This window comes from Novosphingobium sp. 550D, assembly GCF_057401885.1.
Map to the genome: position 1 here is coordinate 1278530 of NZ_CM171613.1, position 16988 is coordinate 1295517.

The following is a 16988-nucleotide window of genomic DNA, read 5'->3' on the forward strand; positions in this document are numbered from 1 at the left end:
CCAGTGGGCAACTTAGGGCATTGTCCTAGGCCATTGGGTTGTAACCGTGGCTGAACACGCGATGGGGCTGGCGTTCAGTTTTGCAGCAATTCGCCATAGCGGGCCGGACGGCGACGCGCGGCAAAGCTGGTATAGGTCTTTCGGATTGAAGAAATCAGTTCAGGAACAGTGGTATCGCCCGGATGGACGGCAATGCGCGCCACATCCAGCCCATGCAGCCCCACTCGCGCGAGGCTGGCAAAGAAGCGCGAGGAAAGCTGTCGCCCCTTGCTCCGGCTGGCCCATGTCACAACCGGGCCGCGGGCCAGCGTTTCGCCGGTCTGCGGCCGCCAAACGCGCATGTGATCCTCGGCCAGAGGGAAGCCCGATTCGGCCAGAGCGGCCATTGCGCCCGGCCCATAAAGCCATGCCGGGGCGATAAAGCCCGCCGTCTCGCGCCCGATAATATCCTCGATCAGCTTGCGCCCATCGCTCATCCGGCGCGTGGCTTCGGCCTGGCTCAGGCCCAAAAACTCGCCCTCACTGGCCGTCATATGCTTGGCCTTGAAGGCCGCGACGCCGCTGTGCTGGGCCAGATCCTTGTGGAACCAGCCATGGACGAACATTTCCACCCCCAGTTCCGACCACCGGCGCAATTTGGCCTGATAGGCGGTATTGGTGGCCAGCGGCGCCTCGCTCCAATGATCGGGCACGACCAGCATGGCAAAATTCAACCCATGGAGCAGGTCGGTCAGCAGATCGGCCAGTTGATCGACCTGCGCCTCGGCCCGCGGGCCAACATCGTGGATCGAGGCCAAAAGGATCTTTTCGCGGCTCATGGTTTCACCTTCTTCGGGATCGGGCCAAGCAGCGCCGGTTCGAAAATCAAAGCGCAGATCAACGTCCAGACCAGCGAGAGCATCAGGATCAGCCCCATGCTGGCCGTGCCGGGATGGGCGCTGAACCACAGGGCGCCAAAGGCCGAGCCGGTGGCCAGCGCGCTGCACAAAACCGCGCGGGCCAGCGAGGTTTGCAGCAAATCACCCACGCCCGAACGCCACGCCATGACGAAATAGATGTGAAACGCCACGCCCACCCCGAACAGCAACGGAAAGGCGATGATATTGGCGAAATTGAGCGGTTGCCCAATCGCCACGCATGTCCCCAGCGTCAGGAACCCCGACAGCACCACCGGGGCCAGCGTAAAGGCCACCTCACGCACCGAACGCAGCACCAGCCACAACAGCCCCGACACCAGCGCCAGCGCCAGCAGGCCCGCGACGATGAACGCATGGCTGACGGTCCTGGCCGCCTCCTGCGTGGCAATGGGCAGGCCGGTGGCGCGGGGCGCTTCGGCGCGGACGGCGGCGGAAAAGCGCTCGATGGTGGCATTGTCGGTGCCATTGCCAGAGGGCGTGACCTGAACCAGGGCGCGGCCATCAGCGGCGAGCCAGTCGCGGCGGATATCTTCGGGCAGATTTTCGCGCGTCACCTCGCTGGCGGTCAGCGAGGCGCGGATCTTGTCCAGCGTCAGGCCCAGCGGGGGCACCAGCATCGCGCTCACCGCCTCGCGCTGCGCCGGCGTGGCGGCGGCCAGAGCGGTAAAGCTGTTGGCCAATTGCGCTGCGGGCACGGCGGTTGCGCCGGGCCGGGCCGACAAGGCCTTGAGCGAAGCAGCCGCTTTCGTCAGCGCGGCCACCGTTGTCGCATCATCGCTGGCGGGCGGGAAATCGAAGGGGTTGATCGTCGCGTCCAGCAACAGCGAAGCGTCCGAAATCAGCGCCAGCTTCACCCCCTGCGCTTCGGGCACGAAACTGTCGATGGTGATGGCGCGGGCCACTTCCTTGCGGCGGGAAAGGCGGTTTTCCAGCTCATCTGCCGCCTCGACATTGGGGGTCAGGATGGTGATCGTGTTGGGCGTGCGGTCGGCATCCTTCATCAGGATCGACAATTCACGCATCGCCGGGCTGTTGGGGTTGCGCAGATGCAGCGGGTTAAAGTCGAACTTGACCCAGACCAGCGTGACGACCGAGAGCAGCATAGCCCCGACAAAGGCGATCAGAATATCGCGGCGGTGACGGTGCAGGAAAGCATCGAGCGGCGCGGCCCCGGACCAACCCACTTCCTTGGCGGGCACGGCGGGGCGCAGCAGGATGAGCAGCGCGGGCAGCAGCGTGATGTTGAGCGCAAAGGCTATGACCATGCCCATGCCCGCAATCACGCCCAATTCGGCAATGCCGATATAATCGGTCGGCAAAAACGCGCCCAGCGCCAGAAAAATCGCCGCCGCCGCAAGGCTCAAAGGCTCACCAATCGCGGCGGCCATGCGTTCGAGCGCCTCGATCGGGGCGGCGCCCGCGCGGCGTTCATGGTTGAAACGCACCGCCACCTGTATCCCGAAATCGACGCCAAGGCCGACAAAGAGCGGAATAAACGCCACCGAGATCAGATTGAGCCGCCCGACCGTCAACAGGCCCAGCGCCAGCGTGATGACCAGACCCGCGATGATCGTCACCATGATCGCCGCCACCGTCTTGGCCGAACGCGTGGCCAGCCACAGGCAGGCCAGCATCGCGGCCAACATGCCCAGCCCGATCAGCCCCATCCCTTCACGGATCGATGCGAATTCCTCATCGGCCAGCGGCACTTCGCCGGTGATCCCGACCCGCACGCCATGGGCGGCATCCAGCCCCAATTGGGCGGCCTGTGCATGGATGGCCTTTACCGCCGCATCGCCCGGTTCCAGATCGCCATAATCCATGCGCGGCATCACGATCAGCAAACGGCGCGTGGGCGGCGCGAGCGAACCCTTGTCGGTCGAAAACAGACGCTGCCACGAGAAATACTGCACCTTGCCCGCCAGTTTTGCGTCAATCGCGGCGGACAATTTGGCCAAAGGTTCGGCCAGGCGCGAGGCATCCTGCGTCCCGCGCGATGCGCCATCGGCCACCGTGTCGATGGTTGTGGCAATGCCATGCAGGCTGGGATCACCCGCAAGCCCGCCCAGCAGGGGCTGCGCATCGATCAGGCGCTGCGTGGTCTGCTGCACCTCGGGCAAATCGGCAAAGAGCAGGCCGGAGCGGTCAAAAAACGCGCCGCCATCGGGGCGCCGCACCGAAATCACCGGCCCTTTTGGCCCCAGTTTGCCCAGCGCATCGCTCAGCCGGATCGCCCCATCCTCGGCCAGTTCGGGCGTTTGCCCGTCAACCACGACCAGGATCGAATCCTTCAATTGCGGAAAGGCCGCTTCGATGGCCGCGCCGTCCTGACGCCATGGCGTTTTCGCGCTGATCAATTCGCCCGTGTCGGTGGTCATGGCAAAATGCCCCGCCACATAGAACAAAGCCCCCACCACAAAGGCCAAAGCCACGGCCAGCGTGGCCGCAGGGCGACGGGATGCCGCGCGAATGGCGCGCAGAATGGCGGGGGTCAGACGGGCGGTGATCATCGCGGGTTGCTCTGACCGAAAACTGGGGCGCAAACAAGGCACAACCTTGCCCAATGAGGCGCATGCGCCTATCGCGCGCGGCCATGAGATATATGGCATGACGCAGACCAAGACCCAGACCGGGACCAAATCCGGCCGCCGTTGGGGCGCCATGTTGCCCTCGGTATTGCTGCTTGCCGGATTGCTGGGCATGGTGGCGGCCAACAAGGGCCTGCGCCAGATGTTTGCGCAGGCGGTGCAGACCATCGACCCATGGGCGGTGGTGGCGGTTTTGCCGGTGCAATTCGTCGCGATCCTGCTGTGTACGGCGGCGCAACAGGCGTTGAAGGTCGGCATTCCGTTCCGCTCCAGCCTGATTGCGCGACTGGTGCGCGATGCGGCCCATACGCTGCTATTGTTTCCACCCGGCCTTGGCGATGTGGTGGGGGCGCGGGCCGTGGTGCTGCTGGGCGGGCGAGGGCGCGCGGCGGTGGCCTTGCGCGCGCTGGATATCATTGCCGAATGTATTGCCGAACTGCCCTATATGGCGCTGGCGGGCTATGTTCTGTGGAACTGGCGGCGCGAGGGCGGGGCGGTGCCCACGGCATCGGGTGGCGGGCATGATTGGTGGGGCCTGCTGGCCGTGCCGGTGCTGGCCTATGTCGGGTGGCGGTTGTGGCGCAAAAGCGCGCATCATCGGCGCTTTATCCAGACCCGCACCGGGCGCCGCCTGCGCGCCGAAATCCACCTGATGCGCCGCGAATTGGCACGGCAGCGTACCGGCATGCCGCTGGCCATCATCCTCCATTTCTTTGCGTGGAGCATGGCCGGGCTTCAGGTCTATATCGCCGCCCATATCTTTGGCATGAACCTCTCGCTCTATGCCGCCTTTGCCATCGAAAGCGCGGCGACGGCGGCGCGCATGATCCTGTTTTTCGTGCCGGGCGGCCTTGTCATGCAGGAGGCGGGCGCGGTTCTGGCCGGCGCGGCCATGGGCGTTGCCGCGCCCCAGGCTCTGGCGCTTAGCCTGATCCTGCGCTTGCGCGAACTGGCGTTTGGCAGCGCGTTGTTGATGTGGCCGGTGCTGGAATATCGGGCGCGGCGGCGGGGGGAGTAGCGCAGGTTTTGCCTCCGGCGGGCAAAGGGCGGGGGCCCTTTGCAATCCCGTTATGGGGTCGTGGGAGGTGGGCAGCCTTGTGCGTGGCCGGTCTAATCAAAGCCTGCGGCGCGGATAGGGCAGTGGTTGATGCGCCGCAGGCTTTAAATTTCGGTCCCTATGCGGAAGGGTTGCGCCCACCAACACAATATCGGGATTGCAAAGGGACAAGTCCCTTTGCCCGCCGGAGGCACCTTTTAATTCCCTAAGGCCGAACCCCACCCGCTGCCGGTTTCACCGCCGGATCCTCCAGCGCATCGTCGAATTCGGGCACATCGGGCGCCTGCCCCGGCGGAACTTTGAGCGCGGCGATCTGGCCGGCGCGGTTCTGCAGGTAGGTTGAACGCAGCGCGGCATAGAAATCGACCGATTGACCTTTGAGCGCTTTGAGATCGGGTTCGGCCCGCGCGCGCGCGTCGATGCCGCTGGTCACCAGCGCGACCATGCCGGGGGTGGACACCGAGATGGCCGCCGTCACAAAGGAGCGCGTCCGACGGTTGGGCGCGACCGACACTTGCGGACGCGATACATAATCCAGCAGCAACGGCTGGGTGAACGCATCCCCCCCAAGGCCGATTAGATCGCGGATCGAGGTGGGGCCAAGGATCGGCAGATAGAGATAGGCCCCCGGCCCCGCGCCCGCCACGCCCAGCGTATTGGAAAAGCCGTTGCTGTGCGCGGGCGTGTTGAAGGGTTTACGCTTGGCCACATCGACCAGCCCGCCAATGCCAATCGTTGAATTGATGGCAAAGCGTTTGGCGGTTTGCCATGCGCGCTTGGGCTTCAACTGGATCATGTCATTGACCAGAGTCGATGGCATGAAGATGTTGGCCAGCGCATTATGCACCCCATCGCGCACAGGTTCGGGCATGACGGCGCGATAGACCATCGCCACCGGGCGCAGGATAAAGCGGTCGATTGGCTGGGTGATGGCAAAGAACACGCGGTTCATGCCTTCGAGCGGATCGGGATTGTCGGGATTGGCGATCTTGTCGGGGCCTTCGTCGGCCTCTTCAAAATTCTTGCCGTCGCGGGTCGCGGATTGGGCCATGCCCATCACGATGATGGGGGCGTTTTCCTCCGCGCTCTCGCCCGCCATCGCGGCGACGTCTGCGGCGGCATTGTTGGCGTCGGGTTCGGCAGGGGCCGGTTCGGGCGCGCTGACCACGGCGGCGATCGGCGCTAGCGCCAGCGGAAGGATAAGAGGCAGCGCCATCAGGCGACCTGTGAGCCGGCAAAACTGGCGAAATGGCCGATTTCCACCCCGCTGTCCCGCAAAGCCGCGATCACGCCCGGATCGGTCAGCGCGGCCAGTTCGGCGCGATATTGATAGCCCGGCGCAGAACCGGGATAGGCATCCACCGTGGCGGGATGGGTGTAAAGCTCGGTCAAACCTTCGGGCAATGCCTGCAACGCCTGCGCCATGCGGTCGGCGGTAAAGGCCCCGGTCTGGATCAGCCCCGCGACATTGTCATTGGTGGCCAGCCCCGCCTTGCGCCAGCGCCGCCCCAGAAAGCGCGCCCAGCCTTCCATCAACCCGGTCCCGGCTTGGGCAGGCATACGGATCGAGCGCAAGCCATGTCGCCGCCCTTCGGCCAGAATGACCGAGGCGATCATCGGGTGAAGGTGGAAATGCTTGTGTGCATTGACATGGTCGAGTTTCAGGCCCGTCGTGGCAAAGGCGGCAAATTGCGCCGCCACTTCGGCCCGCATTTGGGCATGAGCGGCGGGGGACAGGGCAATGGCAAAGGCCGTGCGCACCATCGAATCGTGAAACCGCCCGTCCGGCCCCACCAGCGCGGGCACCTGTTCGGGCGGCAAAACCGGAACGCCGTCGGCCAGCACCACATGCAGGCCCACGCCAAGGTCCGGCAGGCGGCGCGCACGTTCCACCGCATCCTCCACCGCCTCGCCCGAAACCATCAGGCTGGCGGCGGTCAGGATGCCGGTCGTATGCGCGCGCTCGACCGCTTCATTCACCGCCTGCGCGGCGCCGAAATCATCGGCTGTCACCACGAGACGGCGAATGCTCATCGGCTTATGCGGCTTCCTTGCGCTGACGCAGGAACTGGAAGAATTCCACGCCTTCGCGCAGGCGGCGCTTCATCATGTCCCAATCGCGCACCATTTCATTGACGATGGCGCCGATCTTGCGCGGGCGGAAATAGAAGCGCTTGTAGAATTCCTCGACCTTGGCGTGGATCACGCTGGCGGGCAGGTGGGGATAGGACAATTGCGCGATCTGATGGCCGCCATCGTCGGTCATCGGCTTGCCACCGGCAAACCAGCCGTTTTCCACCGCCTGATTATACAGGAACGTGCCCGGATAGGGCGCGGCCAGCGACACCTGAATGGTGTGCGGGTTGATTTCCTGGGCATAGCGGATGGTTTCCTCAATCGTTTCCAGCGTTTCGCCGGGCAGGCCGAGGATGAAGGTGCCGTGGATGGCGATGCCAAGCTCGTGGCAATTCTTGGTGAACTCACGCGCCACTTCGACGCGCAGGCCCTTCTTGATGTTATGCAGGATCTGCTGATTGCCGCTTTCATAGCCCACCAGAAGCAGGCGGCAGCCATTGGCCTTCATGATTTCCAGCGTCTTGCGGGGCACGTTTGCCTTGGCGTTGCAGCTCCACGTCAGCGGGAAGCCCGGCTTGCCAAAGCCCAGTTCGCCCATGGCGATGGCCAGCTTTTCGACGCGGTCGATGTCATCGGTCAGCGTGTCATCGTCAAAGAAGATCTCCTTGGTTTCGGGGATTTCGTTGATGATGTACTGGATTTCCTCGATCACCTTGCCGACCGAGCGCGAGCGATAGCGGTGGCCCGAAATCGTCTGGGGCCACAGACAGAAGGTGCAGCGGCTCTTGCACCCGCGGCCCGTGTAGAAGGACACATAGGGTGCCTTGAGATAACCGATGAAGTAATTGTCGATCTTCAGGTCGCGCTTGTACATGGGCGAAACCATGGGCAGCGCGTCCATATCCTCGATGATGGCGCGGTTTTTATTGTTGATGATCGTGCCGTCCGGCCCGCGATAGGAAATGCCGTCGATCTCGGCAAAGGGGCGCCCCTCGGCCAGTTCGACGCAGGTGTAATCATATTCCTCACGCGCGACGAAATCGATCGCGGTGCTGGCCTCAAGGCTTTGCTGCGTCTCGATCATTACCTTGGCGCCGACAAAGCCGACGAGGCAATTGGGGTTGCGGGCCTTGATCAGTTCGGCCGTCTTGATGTCCTGCATAAAGCTGGGCGTCGAGGTGTGGAGGATGACCAGTTCGGCCGTGTCAAATTCGTGGGCGATGTCTTCCCAGCTCAGATCATGAGCGGGCGCGTCGATCAGTTTCGATCCCGGCACCATCGCGGCGGGCTGGGCCAGCCACGTCGGATACCAGAAGCTCTTGATCTCACGCTTGGCCTGATAGCGGGCGCCGGCGCCCCCGTCGAAACCGTGGAAGGAGGGGGCTTGGAGAAAAATGGTGCGCTTCATCGGTCTCTCTTGGTGTGGGCGGCGATCCGGCCCTTGGCGGTCATTGTAAGGCTTGCGCCGCGCCAATCAATCGCAGTTGCGAACAGGCTGGCGCAAAAAATGCAAAAGCTGATGAGGTCGGCGGCAGGGATAAGCCATAGCGGGGGGGCAATAGGCGCATATTTATGAACCTTTGCTGCAAGCGCAAGGCGGGCGAGGATCATGGCGAGCAAAAGCGCGCCGCCAATTCCCGGCATCAACAGCGCGGCCAGCATGGCCAAAGGCAGGCCATGGGTGACAATCGAGCCGTAATGGCCCACCCCGGCCAGATCGCGCACCGTCACGGCCCAGCGCAAATGTTGCCGCCACAGCGCGCCAAAGGAGCGCTCCACCCCGGCATGGACAAGGATCATCGGCGGAATATCGACTCGCAGCCCTTGCGCGCGAACGCCAGCGCCGATGGCATGATCATCGGCCAAAACATCGGCCAGAGCTTCAAACCCGCCCATCGCATTCAACGTTTCGCGGCGCAGGGCAATGGTGGACCCCATGCATGGCTGGGCCATGCCGGTGATCAGGCTGACGACCATATTGGGCAAGGTCTGGGCCGAAATCATTACCGCGCCGATTCGGCTCCACAATCCCTCATCGCCCCGCCCGACATAGAGGCAGGAAACCGCCCCCACGCCCGGCTGGTCCAAGGCATTGTTGATGCAGGACAGGTAATCGGGTTCGACCACCATATCGCTGTCCGACAGGACCAGCACATCATGTTCGGCCAAGGGCATCATCGCGATCAGAGAGCCGACCTTGCCATTGGCGGCAGGCGCTCGCGGTCCGGGGTAAAAGGCGATATTGTCATGCGCGGCGACCATGGCGCGGGCCACCGGCGCGGCGCCGTCATCGGGGGCATTGGTGCCCATGACGATCTGGACGGGGGCGTCATAATCCTGCCGCGTAAACCCGGCCAGATTTTCCGCCAGACGTGGTTCGGCGCCATGGAGGGGTTTGAGAATGGTGATCGGCCGGACAGGCGCGTCCGGCGCTGGCGCCCCGGCGAAAAAACGGCCCACGGCGGCCATGGCAAAGAGTTGATAGAGCAAGGCAACGCCCGCCAATCCCACCACGCCATATGACAACCAGATATATCCCATGGTGCGAGCCCTACACCGCTTTGCAGTCGCAGCAAAAGGGTTTAGGGGCATCGGCCATGAGCGGACCCATCACGATCGTTACCGGCGTGGCCGGTTTTCTGGGCAGCGCGGTGGCGCGGGTGCTGGCGGCGCAGGGGCGGGCGGTGCGCGGGGTGGTGCGCGGTTCCTCCTCGCGGGTGAATCTGCTCGATTTTCCCGGAGAGATTGTCGAGGCCGACCTGCGCGACGAGGGTGCGGTGCGCGAGGCGATGCGCGGCGGGGCCGAATTGTACCACGTCGCGGCCGACTATCGCCTGTGGGCGCGCGATCCCGGCGAAATCCTGCGCAACAATGAGGTGATGACCCGCGCGGTCATGCGCGCCGCTCTGGCCGAGGGGGTGGGGCGGGTGGTTTACACCTCGTCCGTGGCGACCTTGAAGCCGCTGGACAATGGCGTGGCCGATGAAACCCGCCCGGCCAGCGTGGCCGAGGCGGTGGGCATTTACAAACAATCCAAGGTCGTGGCCGAACGCTTGGTCGAGGATATGGTGGCGCGCGAGGGATTGCCCGCGATTATTGTCCAGCCATCGACCCCCATCGGCCCGCGCGATGTCAAACCGACGCCTACGGGCCGCATCCTTGTCGAATGCGCGCATGGGCGGATGCCCGCCTATGTCGAAACCGGCCTCAACCTTGTCCATGTCGAGGATGTGGCGCGCGGGCACTTGCTGGCGGCGGAGCGGGGGCAGATCGGGCGGCGCTATATTCTGGGCGGTCAGGATGTGACGCTGGGCGCGATGTTGGCGGAAATCTGCGCGGCTGTGGGGCGGAAACCACCGCGGGTGAAATTGCCGGTCGCGCCACTGTTCCCCTTGGCGGTGGGCGCGGAATTGTGGGGGCGGATGACGGGGGTGGAACCCTTTGTCACCGTGGACGCGCTGAAAATGGCGCGCCACCACATGTATTTTTCCAGCGCGCGGGCGCAGGCTGAACTCGGCTATACCGCCCGCCCGTGGCAGGAAGCGGTGCGCGATGCGCTGAACTGGTTTGCGCAGGAAGGGATGATCCCATGATCTGGCCCCCCATGATCTGGCTCTCCGCGCTGGTGCTGGCGATCTGGCTGGGGCTGGTGGCCACGGGCTTCTGGACCTGCCGAGAGGCGGATGACAACGCCCCCTTTGCCGCGCCCGACGTCTGGCCTGATGTGGTCGCCGTCGTCCCGGCCCGCAATGAGGCCGATGTGATCACCCGCTCCATCGGCAGCCTTCTGCGTCAGGATTATGCCGGATCGTTCCGGGTCGTGCTGGTGGATGACAATTCCGAGGATGGCACCGGCGATCTGGCCCGCGCCTTGGGTTCTGATCGGCTGACCGTGGTTCAGGGCGCGCCGCTGGGCGCGGGCTGGACCGGAAAGCTCTGGGCCGTGCATCAGGGCATCGCGCAGGCCGGGGCGCCGCATTATCTGTGGCTGACCGATGCCGATATCGAACATGCGCCCGATACGTTGACGCGATTGGTCGGCATTGCCCATGGTGGCAATCGGCGTCTGGTGTCCTTCATGGCGCTGCTGTCATGCCGGACATGGGCGGAAAAGTGGCTGGTGCCCGCCTTCATCTGGTTTTTCATGATGCTCTATCCGTTCAACTGGATCAATCGCCGGGGGCCGGTCGCGGGCGCGGCGGGCGGATGCGTTTTGGTCGAGCGCGACGCGTTGGAGGCCGCAGGCGGCATTGGCGCGATGCGCGGGGCGCTGATCGATGATTGCACCTTGGGCGCGCTGATTAAAAAGCAAGGCCCGATCTGGCTGGGCCTGACGCGGCGCAGCGTGTCGATCCGGCCCTACAGCAATTGGCGCGAGATCGGCATGATGATCGCGCGCAGCGCTTACGCGCAATTGCGCTATAATCCGCTGATGCTGGTGGGTACGGTGCTGGGGCTGGGGCTGATGTTTGGGGCGCCGGTGTGGCTGGCGTTGATGGCGCGTGGCTCGGTTCAGGTGATGGGCCTGATCGCGCTGGGGCTGATGCTGGGTTCCTATCAGCCGATTTTGGGCTTTTACGGGCGGGCGCCGATGCGCGCGCTGGCCCTGCCTTTGGTCGCGCTGTTCTATGTTTCATGCACAATCTATTCAGCTTGGGCCTATTACCGGGGCAAGGGCGGCATGTGGAAAGGCCGCGCACAGGCATTAGACGTTTCTGGGGGCATTTCGGGGGCATGACAGACACTTTCCTGACCACCGCCGATCTGCAAAGCGGCAAGGATCACACGGGCGAGAATTTCCCCGTGGCCAGTTTTCTGGTGCGCCCCGATTGCCGCGCGCCGGTGATGGCCTATTACCGTTTTGCCCGTGCGGCGGACGATATTGCCGATCACCCCACCGCGCCGCCTGCGGAAAAGCTGCGCCTGCTGGGCCTGATGCGTGCCGGCCTTGAAGGCGGCGAGGCGGGCGTGGGCGATCCTCTGGCGCAGGCGCTGGGCACGGTTTGCCGCGAACGGGGGATCAGTCTGGCCCATGCCCATGACCTGTTGACCGCGTTTGAACGCGACTGCACGATTGATCGCTATGAAGATTGGGCCGGGCTGATCGACTATTGCCGCTATTCGGCCATGCCGGTGGGGCGCTTCGTCCTTGATTGCCATGGCGAGGATCGCGCGCTGTGGCCGATGAATGACGCGCTTTGCGCCGCGTTGCAGGTGATCAACCACCTTCAGGATTGCGCCAAGGATTATCGAACGATCAACCGGGTCTATATCCCGCTCGATTCGCTGCGCGCCGCAGGGATCGGGGTGGAGGCCTTGGGCGAGCCGCGTTCCAATCCGGCCCTGCGCGACATCATCACCGACCTGACTCTGCGCACGCAAGGGCTTTTGCGCGCCAGCGCGCCCTTTGCCAAGGCGATCCGCGACTGGCGGCTGGCCACCGAAGTCGCCGTGATCCACCGCCTTGCCGAGGATTTGTGCGAAGTCTTGCTGGCTCGCGATCCTTTGAGCGAAAAGGTCCACCACACCAAGCTGCGCGCCTTGACCCTTGCGCTTCGTGCTGCATTGCGGCAGGCGGGGCGGCGGATCCTGCCGGGCTGAGATTATGAATACTATGACCCTATCGCCCGAAACCCTTCCCGATGGCCTTCGCGCCAAGGTGGCCGGCAGCAGCTTTTATGCCGGCATGCGCATCCTGCCGCGTGCCGAGCGTGAGGCGATGTTCGCCATTTATGGCTTTTGCCGGATTGTCGATGACATTGCCGATGATCAACAGGCCCCGCGCGACCAACGCGGCGCGATGCTGGCCGACTGGCGGCGCTGGATCGGCGCGCTCTATCGCGGCGGCGATACCGGACAGGCGGGCTTTCTGGCCCAGGCGATCCGCGATTTCGCGCTGGAGGAAGCCGACTTTCTGGCCGTGATCGAAGGGATGCAGATGGATGTTGATGGCGATATCCAATGGCCGACCTTTGCCAGGCTCGACCATTATTGCGATTGCGTGGCCAGCGCGGTCGGGCGCCTGTCGGTCAATATCTTTGGCATGAACCGGGACGAGGGCGTCCATCTGGCGCATCACCTTGGCCGGGCGCTGCAATTCACCAATATCTTGCGCGATCTGGACGAGGATGCGGAAATTGCCCGCGTCTATCTGCCGATCGAGGCGCTGACCCATGCGGGCATCCGCCCGACAACGCCCGAAGCCCTGATGCAGGACCCCGGCATGGACAGCGCCGCGCGCTGGCTGGCCGCGCGGGCCGAGGCGCATTTCATCGAGGCGGGCGCCTGTCTTGCCGCAAGGCCCAAGGGCCGCCTGATCGCCCCGCGCCTGATGGAGGAAGCCTATGCGCTGGTCCTGCGCAAAATGCTGGCCCAAGGCTGGCAGGCCCCGCGCCGCCGGATCAGCACGTCCAAGCCGCGCCTGATCTTCTCGCTGATCCGCCATCTGGTGACGGGTTGAGCATGGGATTTGTCCGGGCCGAAGTGGTGGGCGCGGGTATGGCCGGTCTGGCCGCCGCGGTGGAATTGACCGTGGCCGGCGTGCCCGTTGCGCTGTCCGAGGCGGGGCCAAGGGCAGGCGGGCGTTGCCGGTCCTATTTCGACCCGTCGCTGGGCCTGACCATCGATAATGGCAACCATCTGGTTCTGGCGGGTAATCCGGCGGTGGCGCGGTTCCGCAACCTGATCGGCGCGAGCGAGCCTCTGGCCGGGCCGGACCATGCCGATTTCGCCTTTGCCGATCTGAAAACCGGCGAACGCTGGACGCTGCGGATCAATGACGGGCCGGTGCCGTGGTGGGTTTTTGTGCCATCACGCCGGGTGCCGGGGTCGCGTCTGGCCGATTATCTGCCGCTGGGCCGCTTGCTCAAGGGGCGGGCGGATCAGACCATCGGCGATCTGGTAAAACCAGAAGGGCCGGTGTGGGAACGGATGCTGCATCCCGTCCTGCTGGCCGCGCTCAACACCGATCCAGCGGTGTCGAGCGCGGGGCTTTGCGCCAATGTTCTGGCCGAAACGCTGGCCAAGGGCGGGCGGGCCAGCGCGCCGCGTGTGGCCGTCCCCAATTTGGCCGCCGCCTTTATCGACCCGGCTGTGACGTGGTTGGGCGAAAAGGGCGTTGCGTTTCGGACCGGGCGGCGATTGCGCGGCATTCGCTTTGACGGTGATGTCGTGTCGGCGCTGGAATGGGCCGATGGGGAACAGGCGATGGCGCCCGATGAGGCGGTCGTTCTGGCCGTGCCCGCATGGGTGGCGGCCTCGCTGGTGCCGGATCTGGTGGTGCCGGATGATCACCGCTCGATCCTCAACGCCCATTTCGCCTGTACCCCGCCGGAGGGGGCACCCGAAATGCTGGGCCTGACGAATGCCACCAGCGAATGGATTTTTACCCATCCGGACCGGATTTCGGTGACGATTTCGGGCGCGGATCGCCTGATCGACGATGACCGCGAGGCGCTGGCCACAATGATCTGGGCCGAAGTGGCGCAGGCTTTGGGCATCACGCACCCCATGCCATCGTGGCAGATCGTCAAGGAAAAGCGCGCCACATTCGCCGCCACGCCGCAGCAGGACGCCAAGCGGCCCCCAACGCGCACCCGCTGGCGCAATCTGTTTCTGGCGGGCGACTGGGTGCAAAATGGTTTGCCCGCGACGATCGAGGGCGCAATCCGCTCTGGCGACAGCGCGGCGCGGCTGGTTCTGGGCCAGCCTGTGACATATGGAAAAGGACGATGAGCGAAGCTGCCCCTGAACGCGCCCTGTTGGACGCCACCATCGCGCGCGCCTCGCAATCGCTGTTGGGTGAACAGCGCGAGGATGGCCACTGGGTCTATGAACTGGAAGCCGACGCCACCATTCCGTCGGAATATATCCTCCTGCGCCACTTCCTTGGCGAACCTGTGGATGACGTGCTTGAGGCCAAGATTGGCCGCTATCTGCGGCGGATCCAATCGGACGCGCATGATGGCTGGCCGCTCTATCACGAAGGCGGGTTTGATGTTTCGGCCAGTGTGAAGGCCTATTATGCTCTGAAAATGATCGGCGACGATGTGGACGCGCCCCATATGGCCCGCGCCCGCGCCGCGATCCACAAGGCGGGCGGGGCCGAAGCCGCCAATGTCTTTACCCGTATCCAATTGGCGCTGTTTGGCGCGGGGTCATGGGATGTGGTGCCAACGATCCCGCCCGAACTGATCCTCGCGCCGCGCTGGTTCCCGGTCCATCTGCTGAAAATGTCCTATTGGGCGCGGACGGTGGTGGTGCCTTTGCTGGTGCTGTGCGCGTTGAAGCCAGTGGCGCGCAATCCCCGGCAGGTGTTCGTTGATGAACTCTTCACCGGCGTCGCGCGCAAGCTGACCAGCCAGGCCGACCATGTTCATCCCGTGTGGAAAAACGGATTCGAGGCACTGGATTGGGGGCTGAAGAAGTTTGAGGGCCATTGGCCCAAGTCGATGCGCGCCCGCGCCATCAAATTGTGCGAAGAATGGGTGATCGAGCGGCTGAACGGCGTCGATGGCCTTGGCGCGATCTATCCGGCCATGGCCAACAGCGTGATGATGTTCGACGTTCTGGGCTATGCCCCGGATCACCCGCATCGTGCCATCGCGCGGGAATCGGTCGAACGGCTGTTGGTGATCAAGGATGACGAAGCCTATTGCCAACCCTGCGTTTCGCCGGTGTGGGACACGGCGCTTGCCGCCCACGCCATGCTGGAGGTCGGCAGCGAGCAGAGCATTGCGGCGGCCAATCGCGCGCTCGACTGGTTGGGGCCGCGCCAGATCATGGACACCGTGGGCGATTGGGCCGAACAGCGCGACGTCCGCCCCGGCGGCTGGGCGTTTCAGTATAATAATGACCATTATCCCGATCTGGACGACACCGCGGTTGTGGTGATGGCGATGGACCGCGCATCGGGCTTTCGCGGCGACAAAGACAAGCAGGCCATCGCGCGCGGCGTCGAATGGACTGTGGGGCTGCAATCAAAGGATGGCGGGTTTGCCGCATTCGATGCGGACAATGACAAGCTTTATCTCAACAACCTGCCCTTTGCCGATCATGGCGCCTTGCTGGACCCGCCGACGGCCGATGTTTCGGCGCGGGTCGTCTCGATGCTGGCCCAGATGGGCGAGCCGATCGACAGCCCGCGCATGAAGGCCGCGCTGGGTTGGCTGGAAAAGGAACAGGAAAAGGAAGGCAGTTGGTTTGGCCGTTGGGGTGTCAACCATGTCTATGGAACATGGTCTGTGCTTTGCGCGTTGGGTCGGGTAGGGATTGGGCGCGACCATCCGATGGTGGCCCGCGCGGTGGCATGGCTGAAAACAGTGCAGAATGAGGATGGTGGCTGGGGGGAAAGCTGCGATTCCTATGCGCTGGACCGCAAAGGGCATGAAACATTCCAATCCAACGCCAGCCAGACCGCATGGGCGTGTCTGGGCCTGATGGCGGTGGGTGAGGCAAAGAGTGATGCGGTTGCGCGCGGGATCGCGTGGCTGGTCGAAAATCAGGCCGATGACGGTCTCTGGGGGCAGGAGCATTATACGGGCGGGGGCTTCCCGCGAGTCTTTTACCTGCGTTATCATGGCTATCCGCGCTATTTCCCGCTTTGGGCTCTGGCACGGTATCGCAACATGGCGCAGGCCAATGTGGAGCAAGCCCAGTGGGGAATGTGAACGGCAAGCCGGTGATCGCGGTGACAGGCACGTTGCGTGAAGCAGCGGTGCTGAACAAACATGACGTCGTGGTGATGGCCGGGGGCAATGATCCCGAACGTTTGCGCGAAGAATTGATGGTGCGCGCCCAGAGCGCCAGCGCCTTGATCAGTTATGGCATGGCAGGCGCCATCGACCACACGCTGAAATTGGGCACGATGGTGATCGGCAAGCGATTGACCGGCACGTTTCACGCCAAATGCGATGAACGCTGGGTCGAGGTGTTACGCCAGTTGTTGCCCGGCGCGCGCGTCGGCACGATCCACGCAGACGGCCATCTGTTGACCGATTCGCATGACAAGGCCGAGCGCGCATGGGCCAGCGCCGCCGTGGCCGCCGATATGGAAAGCCATATCGTTGCCGAAGTGGCGGCGCATATGAACCTGCCCTTTGTCGTGTTGCGGTGCATTTCCGATATTGCCGAGGTGGAATTGCCGCCTGCGGTCAATGTCATGATGGGGCCTGATGGCGATCTGGCGCTGGGCGCGGTGTTCAATTCGATCCGGCAAAATCCGGGGCAACTTGGCGCGTTGACCAAGACGCTTGTGGGTTTTTCCAAAGCCTATCGGGCGTTGATCAAGGGATCAAAACAGGCCGGGCCGCAATTGGGTTTTGACTTGCGATGATACGAAAAAGGCGGGGA

14 protein-coding genes are annotated in these 16988 nt (G+C 64.0%); 8 read left to right on the forward strand and 6 right to left on the reverse strand.

Annotated elements, in window-relative coordinates; all coding sequences use genetic code 11:
- Nucleotides 1-74: 74 nt before the first annotated feature.
- Nucleotides 75-818: a DUF2334 domain-containing protein gene (locus AC2S2E_RS06090; protein ID WP_486524115.1), complete on the reverse strand. Its 744-nt coding sequence runs from the start codon at nucleotides 816-818 to the stop codon at nucleotides 75-77.
- On the reverse strand, nucleotides 815-3427 hold the full coding sequence (locus tag AC2S2E_RS06095; protein ID WP_486524116.1) for an MMPL family transporter: 2613 nt from the start codon (nucleotides 3425-3427) through the stop codon (nucleotides 815-817). The genes AC2S2E_RS06090 and AC2S2E_RS06095 overlap by 4 nt, the downstream gene beginning before the upstream one ends.
- A 97-nt stretch (nucleotides 3428-3524) precedes the next feature.
- Here AC2S2E_RS06095 and AC2S2E_RS06100 point away from each other — a divergent pair, with 97 nt between their 5' ends.
- Nucleotides 3525-4523, forward strand: a complete 999-nt coding sequence (locus AC2S2E_RS06100) for a lysylphosphatidylglycerol synthase domain-containing protein (protein ID WP_476101019.1) — start codon at nucleotides 3525-3527, stop codon at nucleotides 4521-4523.
- A gap of 244 nt (nucleotides 4524-4767) precedes the next feature.
- Here the strand turns inward: AC2S2E_RS06100 and AC2S2E_RS06105 are convergent, their stop codons facing one another.
- Genes AC2S2E_RS06105 through hpnI form a run of 4 tightly spaced genes read right to left on the reverse strand, consistent with a single transcriptional unit; the run spans nucleotide 4768 to nucleotide 9179 of the window.
- Nucleotides 4768-5778 (reverse strand): MlaA family lipoprotein, encoded by a 1011-nt coding sequence (locus AC2S2E_RS06105; RefSeq protein WP_486524117.1) that lies wholly within the window; start codon nucleotides 5776-5778, stop codon nucleotides 4768-4770.
- Nucleotides 5778-6596 carry a hopanoid biosynthesis-associated protein HpnK gene (gene hpnK, locus AC2S2E_RS06110; protein ID WP_486524118.1) on the reverse strand — a complete coding sequence of 273 codons (819 nt, stop codon included), beginning with the start codon at nucleotides 6594-6596 and terminating at the stop codon, nucleotides 5778-5780. Before hpnK ends, AC2S2E_RS06105 begins: the two co-directional genes overlap by 1 nt.
- A gap of 4 nt (nucleotides 6597-6600) precedes the next feature.
- Nucleotides 6601-8046 (reverse strand): hopanoid biosynthesis associated radical SAM protein HpnJ, encoded by a 1446-nt coding sequence (hpnJ, locus tag AC2S2E_RS06115; protein WP_476101025.1) that lies wholly within the window; start codon nucleotides 8044-8046, stop codon nucleotides 6601-6603.
- Nucleotides 8043-9179 (reverse strand): bacteriohopanetetrol glucosamine biosynthesis glycosyltransferase HpnI, encoded by a 1137-nt coding sequence (gene hpnI / locus AC2S2E_RS06120; RefSeq protein ID WP_486524119.1) that lies wholly within the window; start codon nucleotides 9177-9179, stop codon nucleotides 8043-8045. The genes hpnJ and hpnI overlap by 4 nt, the downstream gene beginning before the upstream one ends.
- 56 nt (nucleotides 9180-9235) lie before the next feature.
- Between hpnI and hpnA the strand changes: the two genes are divergently transcribed.
- Genes hpnA through AC2S2E_RS06155 form a run of 7 tightly spaced genes read left to right on the forward strand, consistent with a single transcriptional unit; the run spans nucleotide 9236 to nucleotide 16971 of the window.
- Nucleotides 9236-10231, forward strand: coding sequence for a hopanoid-associated sugar epimerase (gene hpnA / locus AC2S2E_RS06125; protein ID WP_486524120.1), 996 nt, complete (start codon nucleotides 9236-9238; stop codon nucleotides 10229-10231).
- Nucleotides 10228-11376 (forward strand): glycosyltransferase, encoded by a 1149-nt coding sequence (locus AC2S2E_RS06130; RefSeq protein WP_486524122.1) that lies wholly within the window; start codon nucleotides 10228-10230, stop codon nucleotides 11374-11376. Before hpnA ends, AC2S2E_RS06130 begins: the two co-directional genes overlap by 4 nt.
- The gene (gene hpnC / locus AC2S2E_RS06135; RefSeq protein ID WP_486524123.1) at nucleotides 11373-12239 is read left to right on the forward strand and encodes a squalene synthase HpnC; all 867 of its coding nucleotides are present in this window, start codon (nucleotides 11373-11375) and stop codon (nucleotides 12237-12239) included. Before AC2S2E_RS06130 ends, hpnC begins: the two co-directional genes overlap by 4 nt.
- Nucleotides 12240-12243: 4 nt before the next feature.
- Entirely contained in the window at nucleotides 12244-13098 is an 855-nt protein-coding gene (gene hpnD, locus AC2S2E_RS06140; protein ID WP_486524124.1) for a presqualene diphosphate synthase HpnD, read from the forward strand.
- A gap of 2 nt (nucleotides 13099-13100) precedes the next feature.
- Nucleotides 13101-14372, forward strand: coding sequence for a hydroxysqualene dehydroxylase HpnE (gene hpnE, locus AC2S2E_RS06145; RefSeq protein ID WP_486524125.1), 1272 nt, complete (start codon nucleotides 13101-13103; stop codon nucleotides 14370-14372).
- Nucleotides 14369-16306, forward strand: a complete 1938-nt coding sequence (shc, locus tag AC2S2E_RS06150) for a squalene--hopene cyclase (RefSeq protein WP_486524126.1) — start codon at nucleotides 14369-14371, stop codon at nucleotides 16304-16306. Before hpnE ends, shc begins: the two co-directional genes overlap by 4 nt.
- A complete protein-coding gene (locus tag AC2S2E_RS06155) occupies nucleotides 16294-16971 on the forward strand; it encodes a phosphorylase family protein (protein ID WP_476101040.1) in 678 nt (225 codons plus the stop codon). Before shc ends, AC2S2E_RS06155 begins: the two co-directional genes overlap by 13 nt.
- Nucleotides 16972-16988 lie beyond the last annotated feature (17 nt).